Genomic DNA, 17,898 nt, shown 5'->3' with positions numbered 1-17,898 from the left:
CGAGTCAGGGAGGCGGCAGCCCCAATGAGGCGCATTCCCAGTCGGAGACTGGGAACGAGGTAACGAGGTAATGAACAGAATTTAATTTTGTTGCGATCAGGATAAATTCAGTATATTTATGCTATCTTCATGGGTTATCAGAGAAATCACTGGCTCTTTAAAGAGTAAATAAAGAATTTATTTGAGCGATCGCTATTTCTACATAGTCTTATATTCTAGAGATTACAGCAGCTTCAAAAAGGCTAAAAGACAAGAGTAGACTGGTTTTGTTAAATCTACCGAATTATGAACACTCAGCGTAATTAAACGTAGATATAGATTCATGGGTAATTTCCCTCTACATTTCTCTACTGTCAGTAGTTCCCGGAAAATCATGATTTACCCATGAATGTTAATAGTAAAGTTGCTCGTAATTAAGTGTAGGGTTTATGACCCCCCAACTCCACAGGTAGCTTTGTTTCAAACTGGGGTTTAGACTACATCTGACGAATTACGAATATTTCCAACTTTTTGGACTTACAACAAGATTTGGATTTGGGTCTTTGGCATTGATAGCCTTTGATAACTCTTCAGCAATTCACTCCTGTATAATCCCAAAGACGTATGACAACTTCAATAATTCCAACTCTAGAGAATTTATCTGATGTAACCCAGCAACACCAAGGTAATCGCTCTGGGTACTGCACACTGTATTGGCGACGGGGTAAGCTGTTGGTGAAGCCGCGTGGACGAGTTAAACAACCATATCTGCCTTCATTAGATAGTAAGCGATCGCTAGTAGAATGCTTGCAACATTCTCCTGTAAGTTTGGTAAGCATAGATGCAAAACTGGGTGAAACTTTGGTCAGGTTTTGGGCAGATGCGTGTGAAGAAGCTCAAAAACCAATATTCCTAAGCATATCTGCTGGCAATAAACTATCTAACCAACCCTGGAGACAATTACAAAGACTAATTGATTGGATTGCTGCTTGCGTGTTACTGCTATTAGTAAGTCCGCTCATGTTGGGATTGATTGTATTAATGCAGGTTTACTCGCCAGGATCACTTTTTTGTCGTGAGTGGCGGGTTGGAGAACGGGGTAAACTCTTTCAGGCGATGAGGTTTTGCACAACTACAAAGCACAACATCACACCGCTAGGGCGTTGGATGTGTAAATACGGTCTTGACAACTTGCCCCAGTTATTAAATATCCTCCGGGGTGATATGAGTTTAACCGGATCTTGTTGTTGGACTTTGGAAGATGCAATACAGCTAAATAAACTACCAGAAATTACAGCTTCGTGGGAAGTAGAGGCACAGTCTCACCTGTTACATCTGGATAGCCAAATACTGTAATTTATCTGTGCGGTAACTGATAAGTTCATCTACCGCACTTGGGGTAAAGCAAAAAGCGGTCTATCTACCTTGCCAAACTATTATTATAAAATCCATGCATTTCAAACTTCCTCAACCACTCGGTAATTTTCTCAAAGCTACCAGCTTTTGGCAGGAAAACTATTTGATATTACAAGAATTTAAGCACTTTCGCAAAATTGCAATTTTAGCTCTAATCTTTTCGGTTCTAGCAGCAACTTTTGAAGGTGTGAGTATTGGTTTCTTACTTTCATTTTTGCAAAGCTTAACCACTCCCAATGCTCAACCTGTCCATACAGGAATAGAATGGTTTGATATTTGGATTTTGGGAGCTAAGACATCGGCAATTAATCGTCTATACCGCATATCTTTGCTGATTTTATTGAGTACTTGGTTACGTGTTGCCTTCAATTATTTTTCACAAGTCTATATTGAACTATCTCAACTTAATCTTGGCGATCGTTTACGCAAGCAAATTTTTGAGCAATTACAATCTTTATCACTAAGTTACTTTTCTAAAACTCGTTCTGGTGAGCTAATTAACACAATTACTACAGAAATCGAAAGGATCAGACAGGGTTTTAGTGGCGCAGCCTTTTTATTTACTAGAGGACTAACAACTGTTGTCTACTTAATATCAATGTTTTTGATATCATGGCAACTAACAGTAATTTCAGCATTATTATTTACACTTTTAGGTGTAGGATTATCCAATCTAAATGCCAGGGTGAGAGAATCAAGTTTTGGTCTGACAACTGCTAATGCTAATTTTACCTCAACAGCCGTAGAATTTATTAATGGCATTCGCACTGTTCACTCCTGCGGTACTCAAGAATTTGAGCGCCAGCGTTACTACAAAGCTAGCGACAAGATAGTAAGTAGTACAACTAAAGTTGTCTTCACTTGGACACTTGTCAAACCAATTGCTGAAGGAGTAGCTACAACAGTGTTGGTGGGAATGATTATTTTAGCATTCACTACCCTGGTTACTAATGGAACCCTACAAGTTGCTTCTTTACTAACATTTTTCTTTGTGCTATTTCGCTTTATTCCATTCGTTCAAGATATTAACGGAACTAGAGCTTTCTTGAGTACTTTACATGGTTCAGCAGACAATATTAAAAACCTCTTAAAAAGTGACGACAAAAATTATTTCCAGAATGGGAAGCTTAAGTTTAAGGGTTTAGAAAGGTCAATAAACTTAGTATCTGTAGATTTCGGCTACGACGATAAAAATCTAGTGCTACATAATATTACCTTAACCATTGAAAAGGGAAAAATGACAGCATTAGTAGGGGCATCGGGTGCTGGTAAAACAACTGTTGCTGATTTAATTCCCCGATTTTATAATGCTACAGATGGAAATCTTTACATTGATGAAATTGATGTGCGGCAGTTTGAAATTAACTCTCTACGTCGCAAAATAGCTGTCGTCAGTCAAGATACTTTTATCTTTAATACTAATGTTTGGCAGAATATTGCTTACGGCACTCCACAAGCAACTAATGATGAAATTGAAGAAGCTGCTAAACAAGCAAATGCATTAGAGTTTATTTTGGAAATGCCCGAAGGTTTTGATACCCAATTAGGAGATCGGGGTGTTAGATTATCTGGAGGACAAAGACAGCGAATTGCTATTGCACGAGCTTTACTACGGAACCCAGAAATTTTGATTTTGGATGAAGCAACTAGCGCCTTAGATTCTGTATCTGAGCGGTTAATTCAAGATTCATTAGAAAAGCTATCTGTTGGGAAAACAGTAATTGCGATCGCTCACCGTCTTTCTACCATTTCTAAAGCAGATAAAGTTGTAGTTTTAGAACATGGACGCATAGTAGAACAAGGCAAGTATCAAGAACTATTGGAAATCAAAGGCAAGCTTTGGGAATATCACAATATGCAATACCATAGTTCGTAATACTTCGGCTACGCTCAGTACAAGTTCGTAATTCGTAATTATTAAATTACGAATTCATTCCCCCACTCAATTATTTATAGTTTTAACAAGGGAAAATAAATGGTAAATCTAGGCTACCACACTGCTAAAATTCAGGGTAAATTTAATCGCTCTCTATATAAAGCAGCCCTTTCTCAGATTGTCAGCATCCCCATCAAACAAACTCGACAAGTTCCCATAAGTGTCTATGCCTTATCATGTGAACGCGATTTGCCAGAACAAGTAGCAAGTATTCGCTCCTTCATCCGTCATATTGGCATTCCAGATTCATTCACTATAGTTTCTGATGGCAGTTACACTGATTCTAGTTGTAATTTACTCCGCCGCATCCATCCTTGCGTTCAGGTAATACTTTTACAAAACTTCCTGAGAACAGATTTACCTCAATGTGTTCTTGATTATGCCCAACTGCATCCAATGGGCAAAAAATTGTCGGCATTAATGTCAATTCCTGTTAATGGAACTACGATTTACACTGATTCAGATATTTTATTTTTTCCCGGTGGGGTTGACTTAATTGATTTGAGTAACTCCGACAATAAACACTCTCTTTATCTACCTGATTGTTCTAGCTCACTAGACGAGCGAATTATTTATGATGATTCCGAGAAGTCAAATCCAGTAAATGGTGGATTTATATTATTTAGGCATGAATTTGACTGGAGTTTTGCTATTGAACGTTTAGCAAATCTTCCAGAAAATCCCACTTATTTTACAGAACAAACAATTGTGCATTTGACAATGCACCATAATCATGGTGAGCCTCTATGCTCCAAAAAATATGTTCTTAATGTAGAAGACCAGTTTATCTATTCAGATAAATTTGCAAGTAAAAAAAATGCTCTTAGGCATTATGTTAGTGATGTCAGACACAAGTTTTGGTTTAATGTTGGCATATAGAATATGAGGTTTAGCCTCTATTGATATGAGCAATATTATTAATAATTACGTGACAATAATTGGTGAATAATGCCTAACTTAATCAATGATGCCAAGCAAAATGAGAAACAATTACAGAGGGAGTTTTTTGATAAAGACCTGATTTACCAATGCTCAAATTTTGACGTAGGTGACGGCGGAGGTGTTGAAACTTATTTAGCTTCGTTGTTTGAACATCGACCCTCTGATGTTAGCGATCGCGTGCTAAAATCTCTCAAGAATGTCGATCAAAGCCAGTTCAAATTGCTGCACATTCACAGCCCAGATTTGCTCTTGGAGCTTACAGGCGAGTGTCCTACCGTCTTCAGCGTTCATAATCACTCATTGTACTGCCCTAGTGGTACAAAATATTTAGCAGGACAGAAGACAATCTGCGATCGCAATTTTTCTTACTTAGGTTGTACTTGGGGTAAGTTAGTAGATAAATGTGGTAGCCGTAAACCTTTAAGAACTCTTAGAGAACTTCAAAACACTCATCAGTTATTAGATGTATTAAAAAAGATCAAAATTACTTTCATTGCTAATAGCGAATATGTCCGGGAAGAGTTGATTAAAAACGGTGTACCTGCTGAACAAACTGTAACTCTACACTGTGGTATCTCTATACCGCAAACAGCAACTACACCTCTTAGTTTAGAAGTCCATCAAAATCATCGAATTTTGTTTGTTGGTCGAATTGTTCCTGATAAAGGTCTGGAATGGTTACTCAAAAGCTTAATACATACAGACCCGCAAATTCAACTTGATATCGCAGGTGAAGGCTGGGAACGACCACGCTTAGAAAAGTTAGCAACCACACTCGGATTGAATAACCGCATAACTTGGCATGGTTGGTGTAATTCTGACAAAGTAAATAAACTTTATCAACAGTGTTTTGCAGTCATCTTTCCCAGTGTTTGGCCTGAACCTGCCGGTCTTGTGACTATGGAAGCTTATGCTCGTTATCGACCTGTAATTGGTAGTGCAGTCGGCGGAATTCCCGAACATTTACGAGATGGAGAAACGGGTATTCTTGTTCCAGGTAATAATATCAAAAAGCTGGTTGATGCCATTGATGATTTGTATAAAGATCACCAAAAAAGCCGAGATATGGGTGAACAAGGTCATGCTTTATTAATGAAACAATTTACAATGAATGCTCATGTAAATAATCTGCAAACAATTTATGCAAAAACAATAGCTGAATTTCCTTCTCGAACAAAAAACTTATATAGCTATAGCATCTCTCAAGCTAAGTAACCATATTTTGTTAAAAATATCAAGTAGTGCATCTTTCAATTATAAAAAATCAAGAGAGAAAAATATGTCATTGCATCAAGAATATCAGCAACCTTTAGTCAGCGTTATTATCCCCACCTATAATCGACCAGAGTATCTTAAGCAAGCGATCGCTAGTGCGATAAAACAAACTTATCAAAATATTGAAATTATTGTTTCTGATAATTGCAGCTCAGAAAATATCCAAGCCATTGTCGCATCTTTTGGTGATTCACGTATCAGATTTTGGCGACATCAGCAAAATGTCGGTATGTTAGCTAATCAGCAACATGGCTTCAAGATGGCGCGAGGTAAATATGTTGCCAGTCTCCATGATGATGATATGTGGAATGAAGACTTTTTAGCAAAGCTTGTACCACCACTAGAAGCAAATTCTGAGTTAATTATCGCTTTTTGTGACCAATATATCATAGATGTTAATGGCATAATTAATGATATTGGAACTGAAGAAAATACACGCGCTTACAAGCGAGATAAATTAACACCAGGAATTCATCAACCTTTCTATAAAATTGGGTTAATAGATAAAAGTATACCGACTGCTGCATCTTGTGTTATTCGCAATAACTTTGTCGATTGGGATAGTATTCCCCCAGAAGTTAGCGGGATGTGGGATTTATATTTAACCTACCTTTGCTGTATATCTGGTCGTGGTGCTTACTACTATCCAGAAAGACTGACGCGATATCGTGCCCACGAGCAAACTGATACTATGCTCAGTGGTAGTCGGAATATGCAGGCAAAAATCCGCAAAGCTAAAAGCGAAATGTTTTGCTATCAAGTCTTTATGGAAGATGTTCGTCTACAAGAATTTAAAACTTATTTTCAACAGAAATGGTTAGAAGCTAATACGACTTTAGGAATTGGTTTGCTACGAAGTGAACAGATAGCCGCAGCACGTCCTTATTTTTGGCAGGCATTGAAAAAACAAAAGTTTAATGTGCGAACTATGGCGGCACTAAGTCTTAGTTTTACTCCGCAATTTTTAGCGAATAAGTTAATAGGATTATCTAAATAATAAGGCAATCAGATAAGTTATGTTTTAACGATCTAGAGAGAGAATAAAAAAAGATTCTCTTAGGGACTTAAAAGTAAAAAACATCCTAAATTTTCTTGTGGGATGGGTGTCCGCACCCGTTCGATATTCAGGGCGGGCAGGATGCCCACCCCACAAGATGGATAATTTATTGATTGGAAGTTCCTTATGCGTGAGCCAAAGAAATATGCAATAGGTCTATTGTTAAGGAAGATAGTGGATGAAACTTTGTATTGTTACTCATAAAATCAAAAAAGGTGATGGTCAGGGTCGGGTAAACTATGAGGTTGCTAATGAAGCAATTCGCCGTGGTCATGAACTGACATTATTAGCTAGTGAAGTTGCACCAGAACTAGAAGATAATAGCCAGGTTAATTGGATTGAAATTCCAGTTAAAGGCTATCCAACTGAATTTGTGCGTAATTTTATCTTTGCTCAAAAAAGTGCAGATTGGTTGGGTAAACATCGCTCTCAAATTGATTTAGTTAAAGTCAATGGAGCAATTAATCTGGCTGCGGCTGATGTAAATGCTGTACATTTTGTCCACAGTTCGTGGTTGCGATCGCCTGTTCATATTTCCCGCAACCGCCGCGATTTATATGGTTTCTACCAATGGCTGTTTACGGCTTTTAATGCCCGTTGGGAAAAACAAGCTTTCCAAAAAGCGCAGGTTGTGGTGGCTGTATCGGAAAAGGTGGCTCAGGAATTAGTCAACATTGGTGTACCACGTTCTCGCATTCGCGTAATCGTCAATGGCGTTGACTTAGAAGAGTTTACCCCTGGTGAAAGCGATGCCTGCGGCGGGCTACGCCTACGCCAAAAATTAGGTTTACCAGAGAACGTTACCCTAGCACTGTTCGCCGGAGATATCCGCACACCCAGGAAGAATTTAGATACAGTACTACACGCCTTAGTGAAAGTTCCCCATTTACATTTGGCGGTGGTGGGTCATATCGAAGGTAGCCCATTTCCTCAACTAGCAGCATCATTGGGGTTAAGCGATCGCGTGCATTTTGTCGGATTTCGACGTGATATTCCCGAAATTATGCGGTCAGTAGATTTATTTATTTTTCCTTCCCGATACGAAGCTTGTAGCCTCGTATTGTTAGAAGCACTTTCTTCAGGACTGCCGGTAATTACTACCACAGCTACCGGAGGTGCAGAGTTGGTGACACCAGAATGTGGCATCGTCTTATCCGACTCAGATGATATCGACGCTTTGGCTATGGCGCTGATGTCCTTGGTGAGCGATTCCCAGCTAATGCAACAGATGGGGCAAGCAGCCCGCTCTGTAGCAGAACAATATAGCTGGACTACTATGGCAAAAACTTATGTGGATCTATTCGAGGAGTTAAGCAAGAATGCGGAACACTGTTCTCATACCAACTTATCGCCGTCCACAAGACCTATCACGCTGCCTTTTGGCGCTACAGGAGCAAACTAAACCCGTTGATCAGGTAATAGTGGTTGTGCGCGATACGGATGAAGAAACTTGGCAATTCCTGGCGCAATTAAACACGGAAAACTTGCCACTACATAGTGTGAAAGTGACGCAACCGGGGGTAGTAGCAGCCCTCAACGCCGGACTAGCAGCAGTGGAGGGTGATATTGTTTCCATTACTGATGATGATGCTGCACCTCACCCGGATTGGTTAGAGCGCATCGCGGCTTACTTTACCTCAGATAATCGTCTCGGCGGTCTGGGAGGGCGTGATTGGGTACACCACGGCAGCAAATTAGAAGACGAATCCCGCTCAGTAGTGGGACAGTTGCAGTGGTTTGGGCGAGTGATTGGCAACCATCACCTGGGAGTGGGAGAACCCCGTGAAGTCGATATTCTCAAGGGCGTAAACATGAGTTTTCGTACCCAAGCAGTCGGACAATTGCGCTTTGATGAACGGATGCGCGGAACTGGAGCGCAGGTACACTTTGAAATGGCATTCACTCTGACATTAAAACGGGCTGGTTGGAAGATAATTTACGATCCGAATGTTGCCGTAGATCACTATCCCGCACAACGTTTTGATGAAGATCAGCGAAATAATTTTAATGAAATTGCCTTTATTAATTTAGTCCATAATGAAACTCTAGTTTTATTAGAGCATTTGCCATTTATTCGCCGGATGATATTTTTATTCTGGGCAGTATTCGTGGGTACTTGCGATAGTTTGGGCTTAGTACAATGGCTAAGATTTTTACCTAGCCAAGGGCAGTTGGCAGGTAAGAAGTTGCTGGCATCTTGGCGTGGACGTTGGCAGGGATATAAACAATTCGTAATTCGTAATTCGTAATTCAATTTCTTCTTAGCTCTGGTAGTCTGTCAAGTTTAAATTGATGGGTAAGCAAGTTCGTAGTAAGGACTTTAGTGCTTATTTTCTAAGCACTAAAGTGCTTACTACAAACCTTAAAAATTAGCTTAGACATTGTACTAGTTAGCATTGGTAAATCAAAAATCTCAAATTGAATGAATTCTAAGCAGATACTTTTCAATAGTTTTTTACAAGAAAGCTATTCTCCTGAAGAGCGATCGCAACAGGGTTGGATGGCGATCGCAGGCTTTATACTACTAACTGTAGTTTGCTATTTTGCTGGTGCTACTGCCGCATTACGCCTAATTTACCCAGTCACAGCTTTAGCAGTAGGCATATTTTTATACTTGCGCCATCCCATTCTCTACATCAGCTTTACCTGGTGGATCTGGTTTCTCACACCCTTAGCTACCCGCTTGGTTGATTATCGAGTGGGCTGGGATGCTACCCGTCAAATGCTCATAGCACCCTACTTGGTGGTGTTTGTCACCATCGCAACTTTTTTAAGACATTTTCCTAGCGCTTCTCGTAAAGGCGGCTTGCCCTTTGTTATGGCTTTTATCGGAGTGTTCTATGGCTTTTTAATCGGTCTGATTTACAACCCACCTATCCCTGTAGCACGCGGATTGATGGATTGGCTCAGTCCGATTATTTTCGCTTTTCACTTATTTATCAACTGGCGAGATTATCCCAGCTATCGCCAAAACTTTCAACGTACATTCCTCTGGTGTGTGTTAATTTTAGGAGCTTATGGCGTATATCAATTTGTGGTAGCTCCTGAGTGGGATAGGTACTGGCTGATACAATCAAAACTATTCATGAGTTCTGGAAACCCTGTACCTTTCGGGATGCGCGTCTGGAGTACATTACACTCAGTTGGCCCCTTTGGTTCTGTGATGCAAGCAGGATTACTGTTGTTATTTACCAGTTCGGGAAGTTTAATTTTTCCGGCTTCAGCTGTTGGTTACTTGTCCTTCTTATTGACACAAGCGCGTACTAATTGGGGAGGCTGGTTATTTGGAATAATTATGATTATGGGTTCAGTCAAAGCGCGTATTCAAATGCGCTTAATTACCATAATCGTAATTATGGCAATTTGTGTTGTACCATTAGCAACTATCCAGCCAATTTCTGGGGTTTTATCAGCCCGGTTGGAAACTTTTACTAATCTTCAAGACGATACGAGTTTTAAAGATAGATCGGGAAGTTACGACAAAAACCTTGGTTTAGCTCTTTCTAATGGTCTAGGTAACGGCTTAGGAAATATCTGGAAAGTCAACGAAAAAACTGGTCAAATTGAAGTAGTGGTGATTGATAGTGGCATTTTAGATATGTTTTTCACCCTGGGTTGGTTTGGAGCCATTTTTTATATGGGTGGATTAATCTTATTAATTATTAGTGTTAGCAGCTATAGCGAAGGTCGTTTCGATAGTTTTCTCAGCGCTGCCCGCGCTATTGGAATCAGTTCTGCTACACAGCTAGTTATTGGTAGTGGGATGTTGAGTGTCGCTGGGATGATTCTTTGGGGATTTTTGGCTATGGCAATGGCAGGACATAAATACTATAGCAATCCCAAAATCCCGACTTCTTAGAGAAGTCGAAAATCTGATAAATCTTACAACTTAAATAGGACTGATATAAATTATGAAAGTAATTATTGTAATGCCACTAGCCGAGCAACGAGGTGGCGGTGAAATGATGCTTTGGGATTTGGTACAACAAGGACGTAATGCTGGTGTTGAGTGGCTGGTGATATTTTTAGAAGACGGCCCGATGGTTGAACAAGTCAAGTCTTTGGGTATTGATGCGCGAGTTGTGGAAAGTGGACGTTTACGCCAAATCCACCGTTTTATTGGCGCTGTTTTTCGGATAGCTGCGATCGCCCGCCGCGAACGTGCAGATATAATTGTCAATTGGATGTGGATTACACATATATCTGGAGGTTTGGCGGCAATGCTGGCGGGGTTGCCTGCTGTGTGGTATCAACTAGAAGTACCTAGTGATAAAACTTGGTTGGTACGAATCGCTACTTTAATTCCAGCGCGGGCAATTATCACCCTCTCGCAAGATGGCAAGCAAGCACAGGCAGAGATTTGGCCTCATAGACCAACACCTTTGGTTTATCCTGGTGTCGCATTAGACCGATTTGAGCCTAATGCTTTGCCAACTCCAGAAGAAACACGGCGGAAATTGGGTTTACCTTTACACGGGCCGTTGATTGGAATTGTGGGACGATTGCAACGATGGAAGGGAATGCACGTACTAGTGCAAGCAATGCCCAAAATTTTACAGAAGTATCCTGACGCTCATTGTGTAGTAGTTGGCGGTAAGCACGATTTTGAACCGGATTATGAAGACTTTTTAAAAGTCGAAATTGCCACCTTGGGCTTGAAAGAGCAGGTAATTATGGCTGGGCTACAGCGTAATATACCGGAGTGGGTGCAAGCGATGGATGTATTTGTGCATGCATCGGATAAAGAACCCTTTGGGATTGTGATTATTGAGGCGATGGCGCTAGGTAAACCTGTGATTGCTGGTAATGCCGGCGGTCCCACAGAGATTATTACCGATGGGATGAATGGACTATTAACACCTTACGGCGATGCGGATAAATTAGCGATCGCAATTCTCCGCTATCTTGACGAGCAAGAATTTGCCCAGAGTGCGGGAGTCGCTGCTAGACAACGCGCCCTCGATTTTTCAACCCAGAATTATGCCGAAAACTTTATTAATGCGATTCGTTCGACAATACCAAGTGTTTCTTAAGTTAATGTAGCATTTTCCTAATGTAGAGACATTGCATTATAGCGGTTCCCATTCAGATGCAGTACAACGTTACATCACGAGGTGTAGGGGCACGGCAATGCCGTGCCCCTACGGGTGTACCTCACGTAAACGATAACTGCTATACAACGTCTCTACCACCAAATGATGTTAATTTCTGGAGATGTCTAGTAGATTGTAGATTCACTATAAAAACCTCAATTTTTCTTAGAGTAAATACCACCTCCATAAACTGCAAATCCACCGTATACAAAAGCTGGCATAATTAGGACAACCCACCATTTTCCTAATAGCCACCATTGATTTACAGGTGTACTCGGATCAATATTGTTAGTGATAAAGAACCCCAAAGCAGTTGCTAAACCCGCGATCGCATGAATGTAGATAGGGCATCTGAAGCCAGCTTTCCACCACGCCAGCATAGCAGATATCAAGATAAAAGCAATGAAAATAACTTTGATCGTACTCACGTTCAATCCTCAACAAATTAAACTCCCTAAATCGTATTAAGCAATCTCAATTCCGAGTACTTCACACTCAGGAGTCGATACCTTACTAGTATTCCCATATTAATTTCAGATATAATTCACAATTAAATAATAAAACTGTCTCGCAGATGAAAGTCAGCCTCCGCGCCTTTATGAGTTAACGCCCAGTAAGTCACCTCACCGTCTCTATATTTAATAACAGTAGTAATGCCAACTTCAATGGCTTGCTCTGCCGAGATGATTTTACCCAAATCGACATCTAACGCAAGTATCAAACCATCAGCTTGATTTTGAACACTAAACGGTAGCTTTTCAAAAGCTGTTTCCTCTTGCATTCCTTGACGATACCCATCAAAACGATAGACATTCCAATGTCCGGCAGGGGAAAGGTTGAATTCCCAATACCGTTGAGAATTATTGATGCCAAGGAAGAACTCAAAGCAAGTTTCTTCCCACAATTCGTACTTGCGTGATGGAGTATTTGATGGTGGGGCGATTGCAATTTCTTTTAAATTGCCTCTAAGGGTGTAGCAAATAGTAAGTTGATTAGCATTTCGAGCGATATTGCCTGCAATTTTTAAATTAGGAAAGGACTCGGTAGAAGGGAAGGGTTGCAGGGAAAATGTCTGATCGTTCATTTCATATCTTGGATAATTTTGCAAATCTGCGTTTTTTGAGATTCAATACTTTCGGTAAGCTTAAACTGAACGATCGCTCTGGCAAGATTATGTTCTGGGTGCTTAACTTTAAAGTAGACATTCCCTGCTAAATAATCAGCAAAAAATCTCAGTCCTAGTTCAAAAGTAATTAGACGAATTGCATCATATATGTATGCATAATCATTCTCAGTCAGAAACGCTTTTGCCACAGCAAGATAACCCTGTAAGATTCCCTCACACAGATCAGTATCGAAATAAATACTTTCCCAATTCTCGGTTTCTTCACCAGCAGGATTACAACCCGATCGCAAACAATCACCAATATCGTAATGTACCAAACCGGGTTTAACGGTGTCCAGGTCGATAACGCTGACGGCTTGCTGGGTAACAGTGTCAAACATGACATTGTTAATTTTTGGATCGCCGTGCATCAGACGCAAGGGAAGAATACCTTCAGATTTGGCATTTTCTAGGATATGTGCAAAGGCTTGGCGATCGCTAACAAACTGTAAGCAATAATTAACTTCCGCAGATTGAAACACCCTAGTTTTCGCCAAAACTTCCTGATAATGCTGGAGATAAAGCGGTGTAATATGGAACCCTTCAAGGGTGTCAGCAAGTTTTTCTGGTGGCAAATCGCTGATTAAATTGTGGAACATCCCCAAGGCATAACCGATTTCTTTGGCGTGTGAGCGATCGCCCATACTATCAAAAGACTGGGAGCCTTCAATAAAGCTGATTGCCCGCCAAAAGGAGCCATCTGCATCCCTACAGTGATCTTGAGCGTTTTTGGTCAAAAGTACCCGTGGCACTTCCCAGCGACGATTCAGGGGTATATCCTGCAAGCGTTTGTGAACGTGATCTGTATAGGTACGCATATTCTGCATAATCAGTTCTGGCTGACGAAACACCTGCGTATTGATGCGTTGCAGGACAAAATGTTGCTCTTCTGAGGAATCTATCGTTATCAAAAAGGTATCATTGATATTACCACTTCCAAATGCTTTCACGCCTGTAACCTTCCCCAGTTGGGCGAATTGGTTAGCGATCGCCACCAGATTCTCTGCACCCTGTATATTGAATTCTTCTGTCATCTCAAGGATTTCCGGCAATACATAATTAATATAGATGTTTAGTTAAAATTCGCAATGTTCAGATCCCCGACTTCTTTGAGAAGTCGGGGATCTAACTTTTCACAAATTATTTAGGATTGATATGTATGCTAGCACAGGGCACGATACCGAATAGCCCATTGGAGATATTGCTCACGCCGCCCCCGTGCTAATTTAATAGTTAGGAAATCTCATCGCTATCAACCCACTCGTCATAAGATGAGTCATAACCAATGTAGTGAACAAAGTATTGCTGACCTTGGATTTGCTCAATCGTTGCGGAATACCAAGCCTCTTGGTCATCATCCCAACATTTTACCTTTTGACCAACTGCATATCCATTATCATCAGAGGCACGAAGATCGCGAGTCCGAATATCATCTTCGCCCACCCACTCGTCATAAGATGAACCGTAACCAAGGTAATGAATAAAGAATTGGTCATCTTGGACTTTCTCAATTGTTCCCTGATACCAATCCTGCTCATCATTATCCCAGACTTCTACTGTTTTGCTGACTTCATATTGATTGTTATCCGACTTGACAGCAGATGAGACATCTTGAATAGGCTTTTGCTCCTCTTGTTTAATTTCTTCTTTTACTAGAGTGTATGCTTGCAAAATCAAACTCCGAGCGACAGTTTGAATTCCCGTATGCTCGTAGTAATTGGTAGTTTGATCTAGGAATGCTGCAACAAAATCTAAATTATCATCAGCAATCTGAATAAAGTTACCCAAATTACGAGAAATTGATTGCGGGGTTATGCCTGTCTTGGATACTAAATTATTCATCCAGCCTTCCACAGAGTTAAAACCCTGATTGATAAAACCAAGTTTATCAGAAGGATTATTGCCTGGGAGAAAGTTATTAACGGCTAAGAAAACCGGATTTTGAGTTATTATGCTAGTATCAGCGCCACTAATAACTTCATGAATTTTGCTGAGAAAGTTAGGGCCTAATGGGAGAATTCCATCTATACAAACTAGAGCTACCATCCTGATTAGGGATGCATTTTGATAGTTGTTAGTGAGAGAATTAGCAAACTCTTGGGGGTTAGGTTGAGGAATGCCATTTAGTTTACAAAAGGCAATGATTTCCACAGCGATTTTTAGTACCAAGTCAATGGATTGAGTGACATCAGCTTTGGGAGTAATTTTGCCTAAAAAAGACAGAAAGCCAATTTTCTCGCTAACTTTATTCGCTAAAGCCGCCGCTCCCATAGCTGTGTCTGCCTTATCAATTGTTTGATAAAGTTTAATTGCGAACTGGTAGCCTTGTTGAGGATCTTCGTATAAAGTAGCGGCGCGATCGCGGATTTTTTGGATTACCTTAGCATCGGTTTCTCCAGTAATGGCGCGAATACTATTGTCAAACCCCACCAAATTGCTCCATTCACCTGGCGCTACATAATCAAGAGCCTTTAAAACTTTGACAGTGATATTATCAGTTGGTAATTCGTCAACCAACTGAATAATTGATTTATCCATCAGCCGATCCTCAAAACATCGTTACAACAAGGTTCAGAGCAGCCCACAATCAGCCTTTCTCTGGTGAGTGCTGGGCAATTATTGAACCGTATTTATAGAGTTCCCTCACCTAACCAAAAAATAACGATGTTAGCCGCTCCCTTGGACTTGGCTCCCTTGGACTTGGCTCCCTTCGACTCCGCTCAGGGAGCGTTCTTGTGATGGTTGAGGGAAGTAATGCACTGAGCGGCTGGTGAGCGGAGTTAAACTATACCGAAGTGTCGAAGTTAGTCAATCTACTGTAATGAGTTTCATTTTGACATTCGGCTAACTTATGCAACAAATTTGTATCTCCTGAAATCAAAGCTTGCTTCTTTTTTCGACTCCAACCTTGCACCTGCTTCTCACGTTCAAAAGCATCCACTACGGACTGATAATACTCGCAAAAAACTAGCTTCACAGGCAACCGTTTTGCTGTGTGGTTTGCGCCCTCGCCTTGTTGATGTTGCCACAACCGCCGCTCAATATCCGTTGTACTACCCGTGTAGTAACTACCATCAGCACATTTAAGAATATAGATATAAGCCATAAGGGACTTGTGCGATCGCTTTCTATTAGAAAAAGTGTTCCCTGAGCAAAGAATTCCCTAAGTAAAATGTTCCCTAAGCAAAGCGTTCCCTAAGCAAAACGTTCCCTAAGCAAAACGTTCCCTAAGCAAAGCGTTCCCTAAGCAAAACGTTCCCTAAGCAAAACGTTCCCTGAGCAAAACGTTCCCTAAGCAAAACGTTCCCTAAGCAAAACGTTCCCTGAGCGAAGTCGAAGGGAACATTCTCTTACTAGTTAAAAACTGCTGGCTGAACAAAGTGAAAACCTGAGCCAAGCGTTCTCTAAGCAAAATGTTCCCTAAGCAAAGCGTTCCCTAAGCAAAACGTTCCCTTCGACTCCCTTCGACTCCGCTCAGGGCAAGTCGCTCAGGGAACACTCTTTTTGAATTTTCATCATCTTTATAAAACTTGAATGATCACTGAGCGGCTGGAGAGCAGCTTGTCCTGAGCGTAGTCAAAGGGCGGAGCCGAGATAGCACAGTCTCTCCGACAAGAGAAGGGAGTCGAAGGGAAGTTGGTTTAATTGCAGTACTTACTTCGGCAAAACCGCACTTTGACGCACAATCCGCTTCCGATCGCTTTTCCGAGTCCCTCCAGCCATTTGATACTCATGGCTATTGTTACCAAACTTATAAGCAATCCCACTTAAGATTTTTTCCGAATAGTCTGCTAAATCTTGTTCATTTTCAATGATTTGGGTTCGTAAGACATCAATAGTAGAGAGAGTGGTGTTGTATGCTTCTAAAGATTTTCTCAAGCTGGCAATTTTTTCAGTATAATCTTTGACTGTTAATCCTTCTCCAACATCAAGAGTTGGACTAATAGATTTAATGCTTGCTAAACGTACTTCAGCTTTGCCAAGAGTACGTGAGTTGCGTTTTAGTCTCGCCATATTTAATACTCATTTTCCAATTTACTGATAACTCTATAGTGGACAATTTTGGAAAAGATTGTCATACGTAAAATTGTTGATTTTTGAGAAAAAACTTCAGTTAAAGCAGAAGTTGCTCCAAGCTACGCGAAACACTGAAACGTGAAGACGGAAGTTGCTGCAAAGATGGCAGAAGTTACTACAGGCTACGCAAAACACGGAAACGTGAAGACAGAAGTTACTGCAAAGATGGCAGAAGTTACTACAGGCTACGCAAAACACGGAAACGTGAAGACGGAAGCTACTGCAACGATCGCGGAAGTTGCTACAGAGAAGATAAACAGCGATCGCCTATTTGAATCAGTGCGATCGCCCCAGAAGTTTCCCGAAAGTGCGATCGCACAGAGAGCTGCCTTCGACTTCGCTCAGGCAGCTTCGAGTTCCCTGAGCGGAGTCGAAGGGAACATTCTAGTCGAAGGAAAGATTCTAATTACTCTTAGTACCAATGCCATCGCACAGAGAGCTGCCTTCGACTTCGCTCAGGCAGCTTCGAGTTCCCTGAGCGGAGTCGAAGGGAACATTCTAATTGCTCTTATTACCAATGCCATCGCAGAGAGAGCGATCGCTATCGCTCACATTGGGATTTGATTGTAAATAAACACGTAGCCGATTGCAACTGTAGCTCATTAGATCGTTGAGACTACCAGAAATTATTAAATTATTAAGGTGATCTGGGTACATATTCCAGAGTTTCACGGTATAGTCAGCACTAGCAGAAGCAATGGTCTTGCCATCTGGGCTGAATGCTACGCTATTGACCTCATTGCTATGCCCGTAGAGGGTGATGATTTCTTTACCTGTGGCCGCATTCCAGAGTTTCACGGTATAGTCAGCACTAGCAGAAGCAATGGTCTTGCCATCGGGGCTGAATGCTACGCTATAGACCCAATTGCTATGCCCCTTGAGGGTAGTAATTTCCTTCCCTGTAGCCGCATTCCAGAGTTTCACGGTATTGTCAGCACTAGCAGAAGCGATGGTCTTG

General features: G+C 41.0%; 17 protein-coding genes. 10 read left to right on the top strand and 7 right to left on the bottom strand.

Annotation, left to right across the window (positions count from 1 at the left end):
- Positions 1-603 precede the first annotated feature (603 nt).
- The 9 genes from hepC (at position 604) to V7K50_RS01360 (ending at position 11,638) form a co-directional block, all read left to right on the top strand.
- Positions 604-1,335 carry a heterocyst development glycosyltransferase HepC gene (gene hepC / locus V7K50_RS01400; protein WP_334956540.1) on the top strand — a complete coding sequence of 244 codons (732 nt, stop codon included), beginning with the start codon at positions 604-606 and terminating at the stop codon, positions 1,333-1,335.
- Between the two features lie 94 nt (positions 1,336-1,429).
- A complete protein-coding gene (hepA, locus tag V7K50_RS01395) occupies positions 1,430-3,271 on the top strand; it encodes a heterocyst formation ABC transporter subunit HepA (RefSeq protein ID WP_334956539.1) in 1,842 nt (613 codons plus the stop codon).
- A gap of 99 nt (positions 3,272-3,370) precedes the next feature.
- Entirely contained in the window at positions 3,371-4,210 is an 840-nt protein-coding gene (locus V7K50_RS01390) for a hypothetical protein (RefSeq protein ID WP_334956536.1), read from the top strand.
- A 69-nt stretch (positions 4,211-4,279) separates the two neighbouring features.
- On the top strand, positions 4,280-5,488 hold the full coding sequence (locus V7K50_RS01385) for a glycosyltransferase family 4 protein (RefSeq protein ID WP_334956534.1): 1,209 nt from the start codon (positions 4,280-4,282) through the stop codon (positions 5,486-5,488).
- Between the two features lie 64 nt (positions 5,489-5,552).
- A complete protein-coding gene (locus tag V7K50_RS01380; RefSeq protein ID WP_334956532.1) occupies positions 5,553-6,545 on the top strand; it encodes a glycosyltransferase family 2 protein in 993 nt (330 codons plus the stop codon).
- A gap of 238 nt (positions 6,546-6,783) precedes the next feature.
- On the top strand, positions 6,784-8,007 hold the full coding sequence (locus tag V7K50_RS01375) for a glycosyltransferase family 4 protein (protein ID WP_334956530.1): 1,224 nt from the start codon (positions 6,784-6,786) through the stop codon (positions 8,005-8,007).
- Positions 7,925-8,854, top strand: a complete 930-nt coding sequence (locus V7K50_RS01370; protein ID WP_334956528.1) for a glycosyltransferase family 2 protein — start codon at positions 7,925-7,927, stop codon at positions 8,852-8,854. Before V7K50_RS01375 ends, V7K50_RS01370 begins: the two co-directional genes overlap by 83 nt.
- A gap of 173 nt (positions 8,855-9,027) precedes the next feature.
- Positions 9,028-10,464, top strand: a complete 1,437-nt coding sequence (locus tag V7K50_RS01365) for an O-antigen ligase domain-containing protein (RefSeq protein ID WP_334956526.1) — start codon at positions 9,028-9,030, stop codon at positions 10,462-10,464.
- A gap of 52 nt (positions 10,465-10,516) precedes the next feature.
- On the top strand, positions 10,517-11,638 hold the full coding sequence (locus tag V7K50_RS01360; RefSeq protein ID WP_334956524.1) for a glycosyltransferase family 4 protein: 1,122 nt from the start codon (positions 10,517-10,519) through the stop codon (positions 11,636-11,638).
- Positions 11,639-11,853: 215 nt separating this feature from the next.
- Here V7K50_RS01360 and V7K50_RS01355 read toward each other — a convergent pair whose 3' ends face one another.
- From V7K50_RS01355 to V7K50_RS01330, 6 genes are all read right to left on the bottom strand, one after another.
- Positions 11,854-12,126, bottom strand: a complete 273-nt coding sequence (locus V7K50_RS01355) for a hypothetical protein (RefSeq protein WP_334956522.1) — start codon at positions 12,124-12,126, stop codon at positions 11,854-11,856.
- Between the two features lie 122 nt (positions 12,127-12,248).
- Complete coding sequence (locus V7K50_RS01350; protein ID WP_334956520.1) at positions 12,249-12,782, bottom strand: DOMON-like domain-containing protein; 534 nt, start codon at positions 12,780-12,782, stop codon at positions 12,249-12,251.
- Complete coding sequence (locus V7K50_RS01345; protein ID WP_334956518.1) at positions 12,779-13,897, bottom strand: phosphotransferase enzyme family protein; 1,119 nt, start codon at positions 13,895-13,897, stop codon at positions 12,779-12,781. Before V7K50_RS01345 ends, V7K50_RS01350 begins: the two co-directional genes overlap by 4 nt.
- 199 nt (positions 13,898-14,096) lie before the next feature.
- Complete coding sequence (locus tag V7K50_RS01340; RefSeq protein ID WP_334956516.1) at positions 14,097-15,401, bottom strand: Tudor-knot domain-containing protein; 1,305 nt, start codon at positions 15,399-15,401, stop codon at positions 14,097-14,099.
- 247 nt (positions 15,402-15,648) lie between these two features.
- Positions 15,649-15,969: a GIY-YIG nuclease family protein gene (locus V7K50_RS01335; protein ID WP_334956514.1), complete on the bottom strand. Its 321-nt coding sequence runs from the start codon at positions 15,967-15,969 to the stop codon at positions 15,649-15,651.
- A 548-nt stretch (positions 15,970-16,517) separates the two neighbouring features.
- Positions 16,518-16,877 (bottom strand): hypothetical protein, encoded by a 360-nt coding sequence (locus V7K50_RS01330; RefSeq protein WP_334956512.1) that lies wholly within the window; start codon positions 16,875-16,877, stop codon positions 16,518-16,520.
- A gap of 141 nt (positions 16,878-17,018) precedes the next feature.
- Here V7K50_RS01330 and V7K50_RS01325 point away from each other — a divergent pair, with 141 nt between their 5' ends.
- On the top strand, positions 17,019-17,504 hold the full coding sequence (locus V7K50_RS01325) for a hypothetical protein (protein ID WP_334956510.1): 486 nt from the start codon (positions 17,019-17,021) through the stop codon (positions 17,502-17,504).
- On the opposite strand, the gene V7K50_RS01320 is transcribed toward V7K50_RS01325, so the two are convergent.
- Positions 17,439-17,898, bottom strand: a 460-nt coding sequence (locus tag V7K50_RS01320) for a WD40 repeat domain-containing protein (RefSeq protein WP_442944532.1), incomplete at its 5' end; no start/stop codon positions are given. The genes V7K50_RS01325 and V7K50_RS01320 overlap by 66 nt on opposite strands.

This window comes from Nostoc sp., assembly GCF_036917135.1.
Classification (GTDB): domain Bacteria; phylum Cyanobacteriota; class Cyanobacteriia; order Cyanobacteriales; family Nostocaceae; genus Nostoc.
The sequence above is the reverse complement of the archived record's forward strand: the minus strand, read 5'-3'. Positions and strand labels throughout refer to the sequence as shown.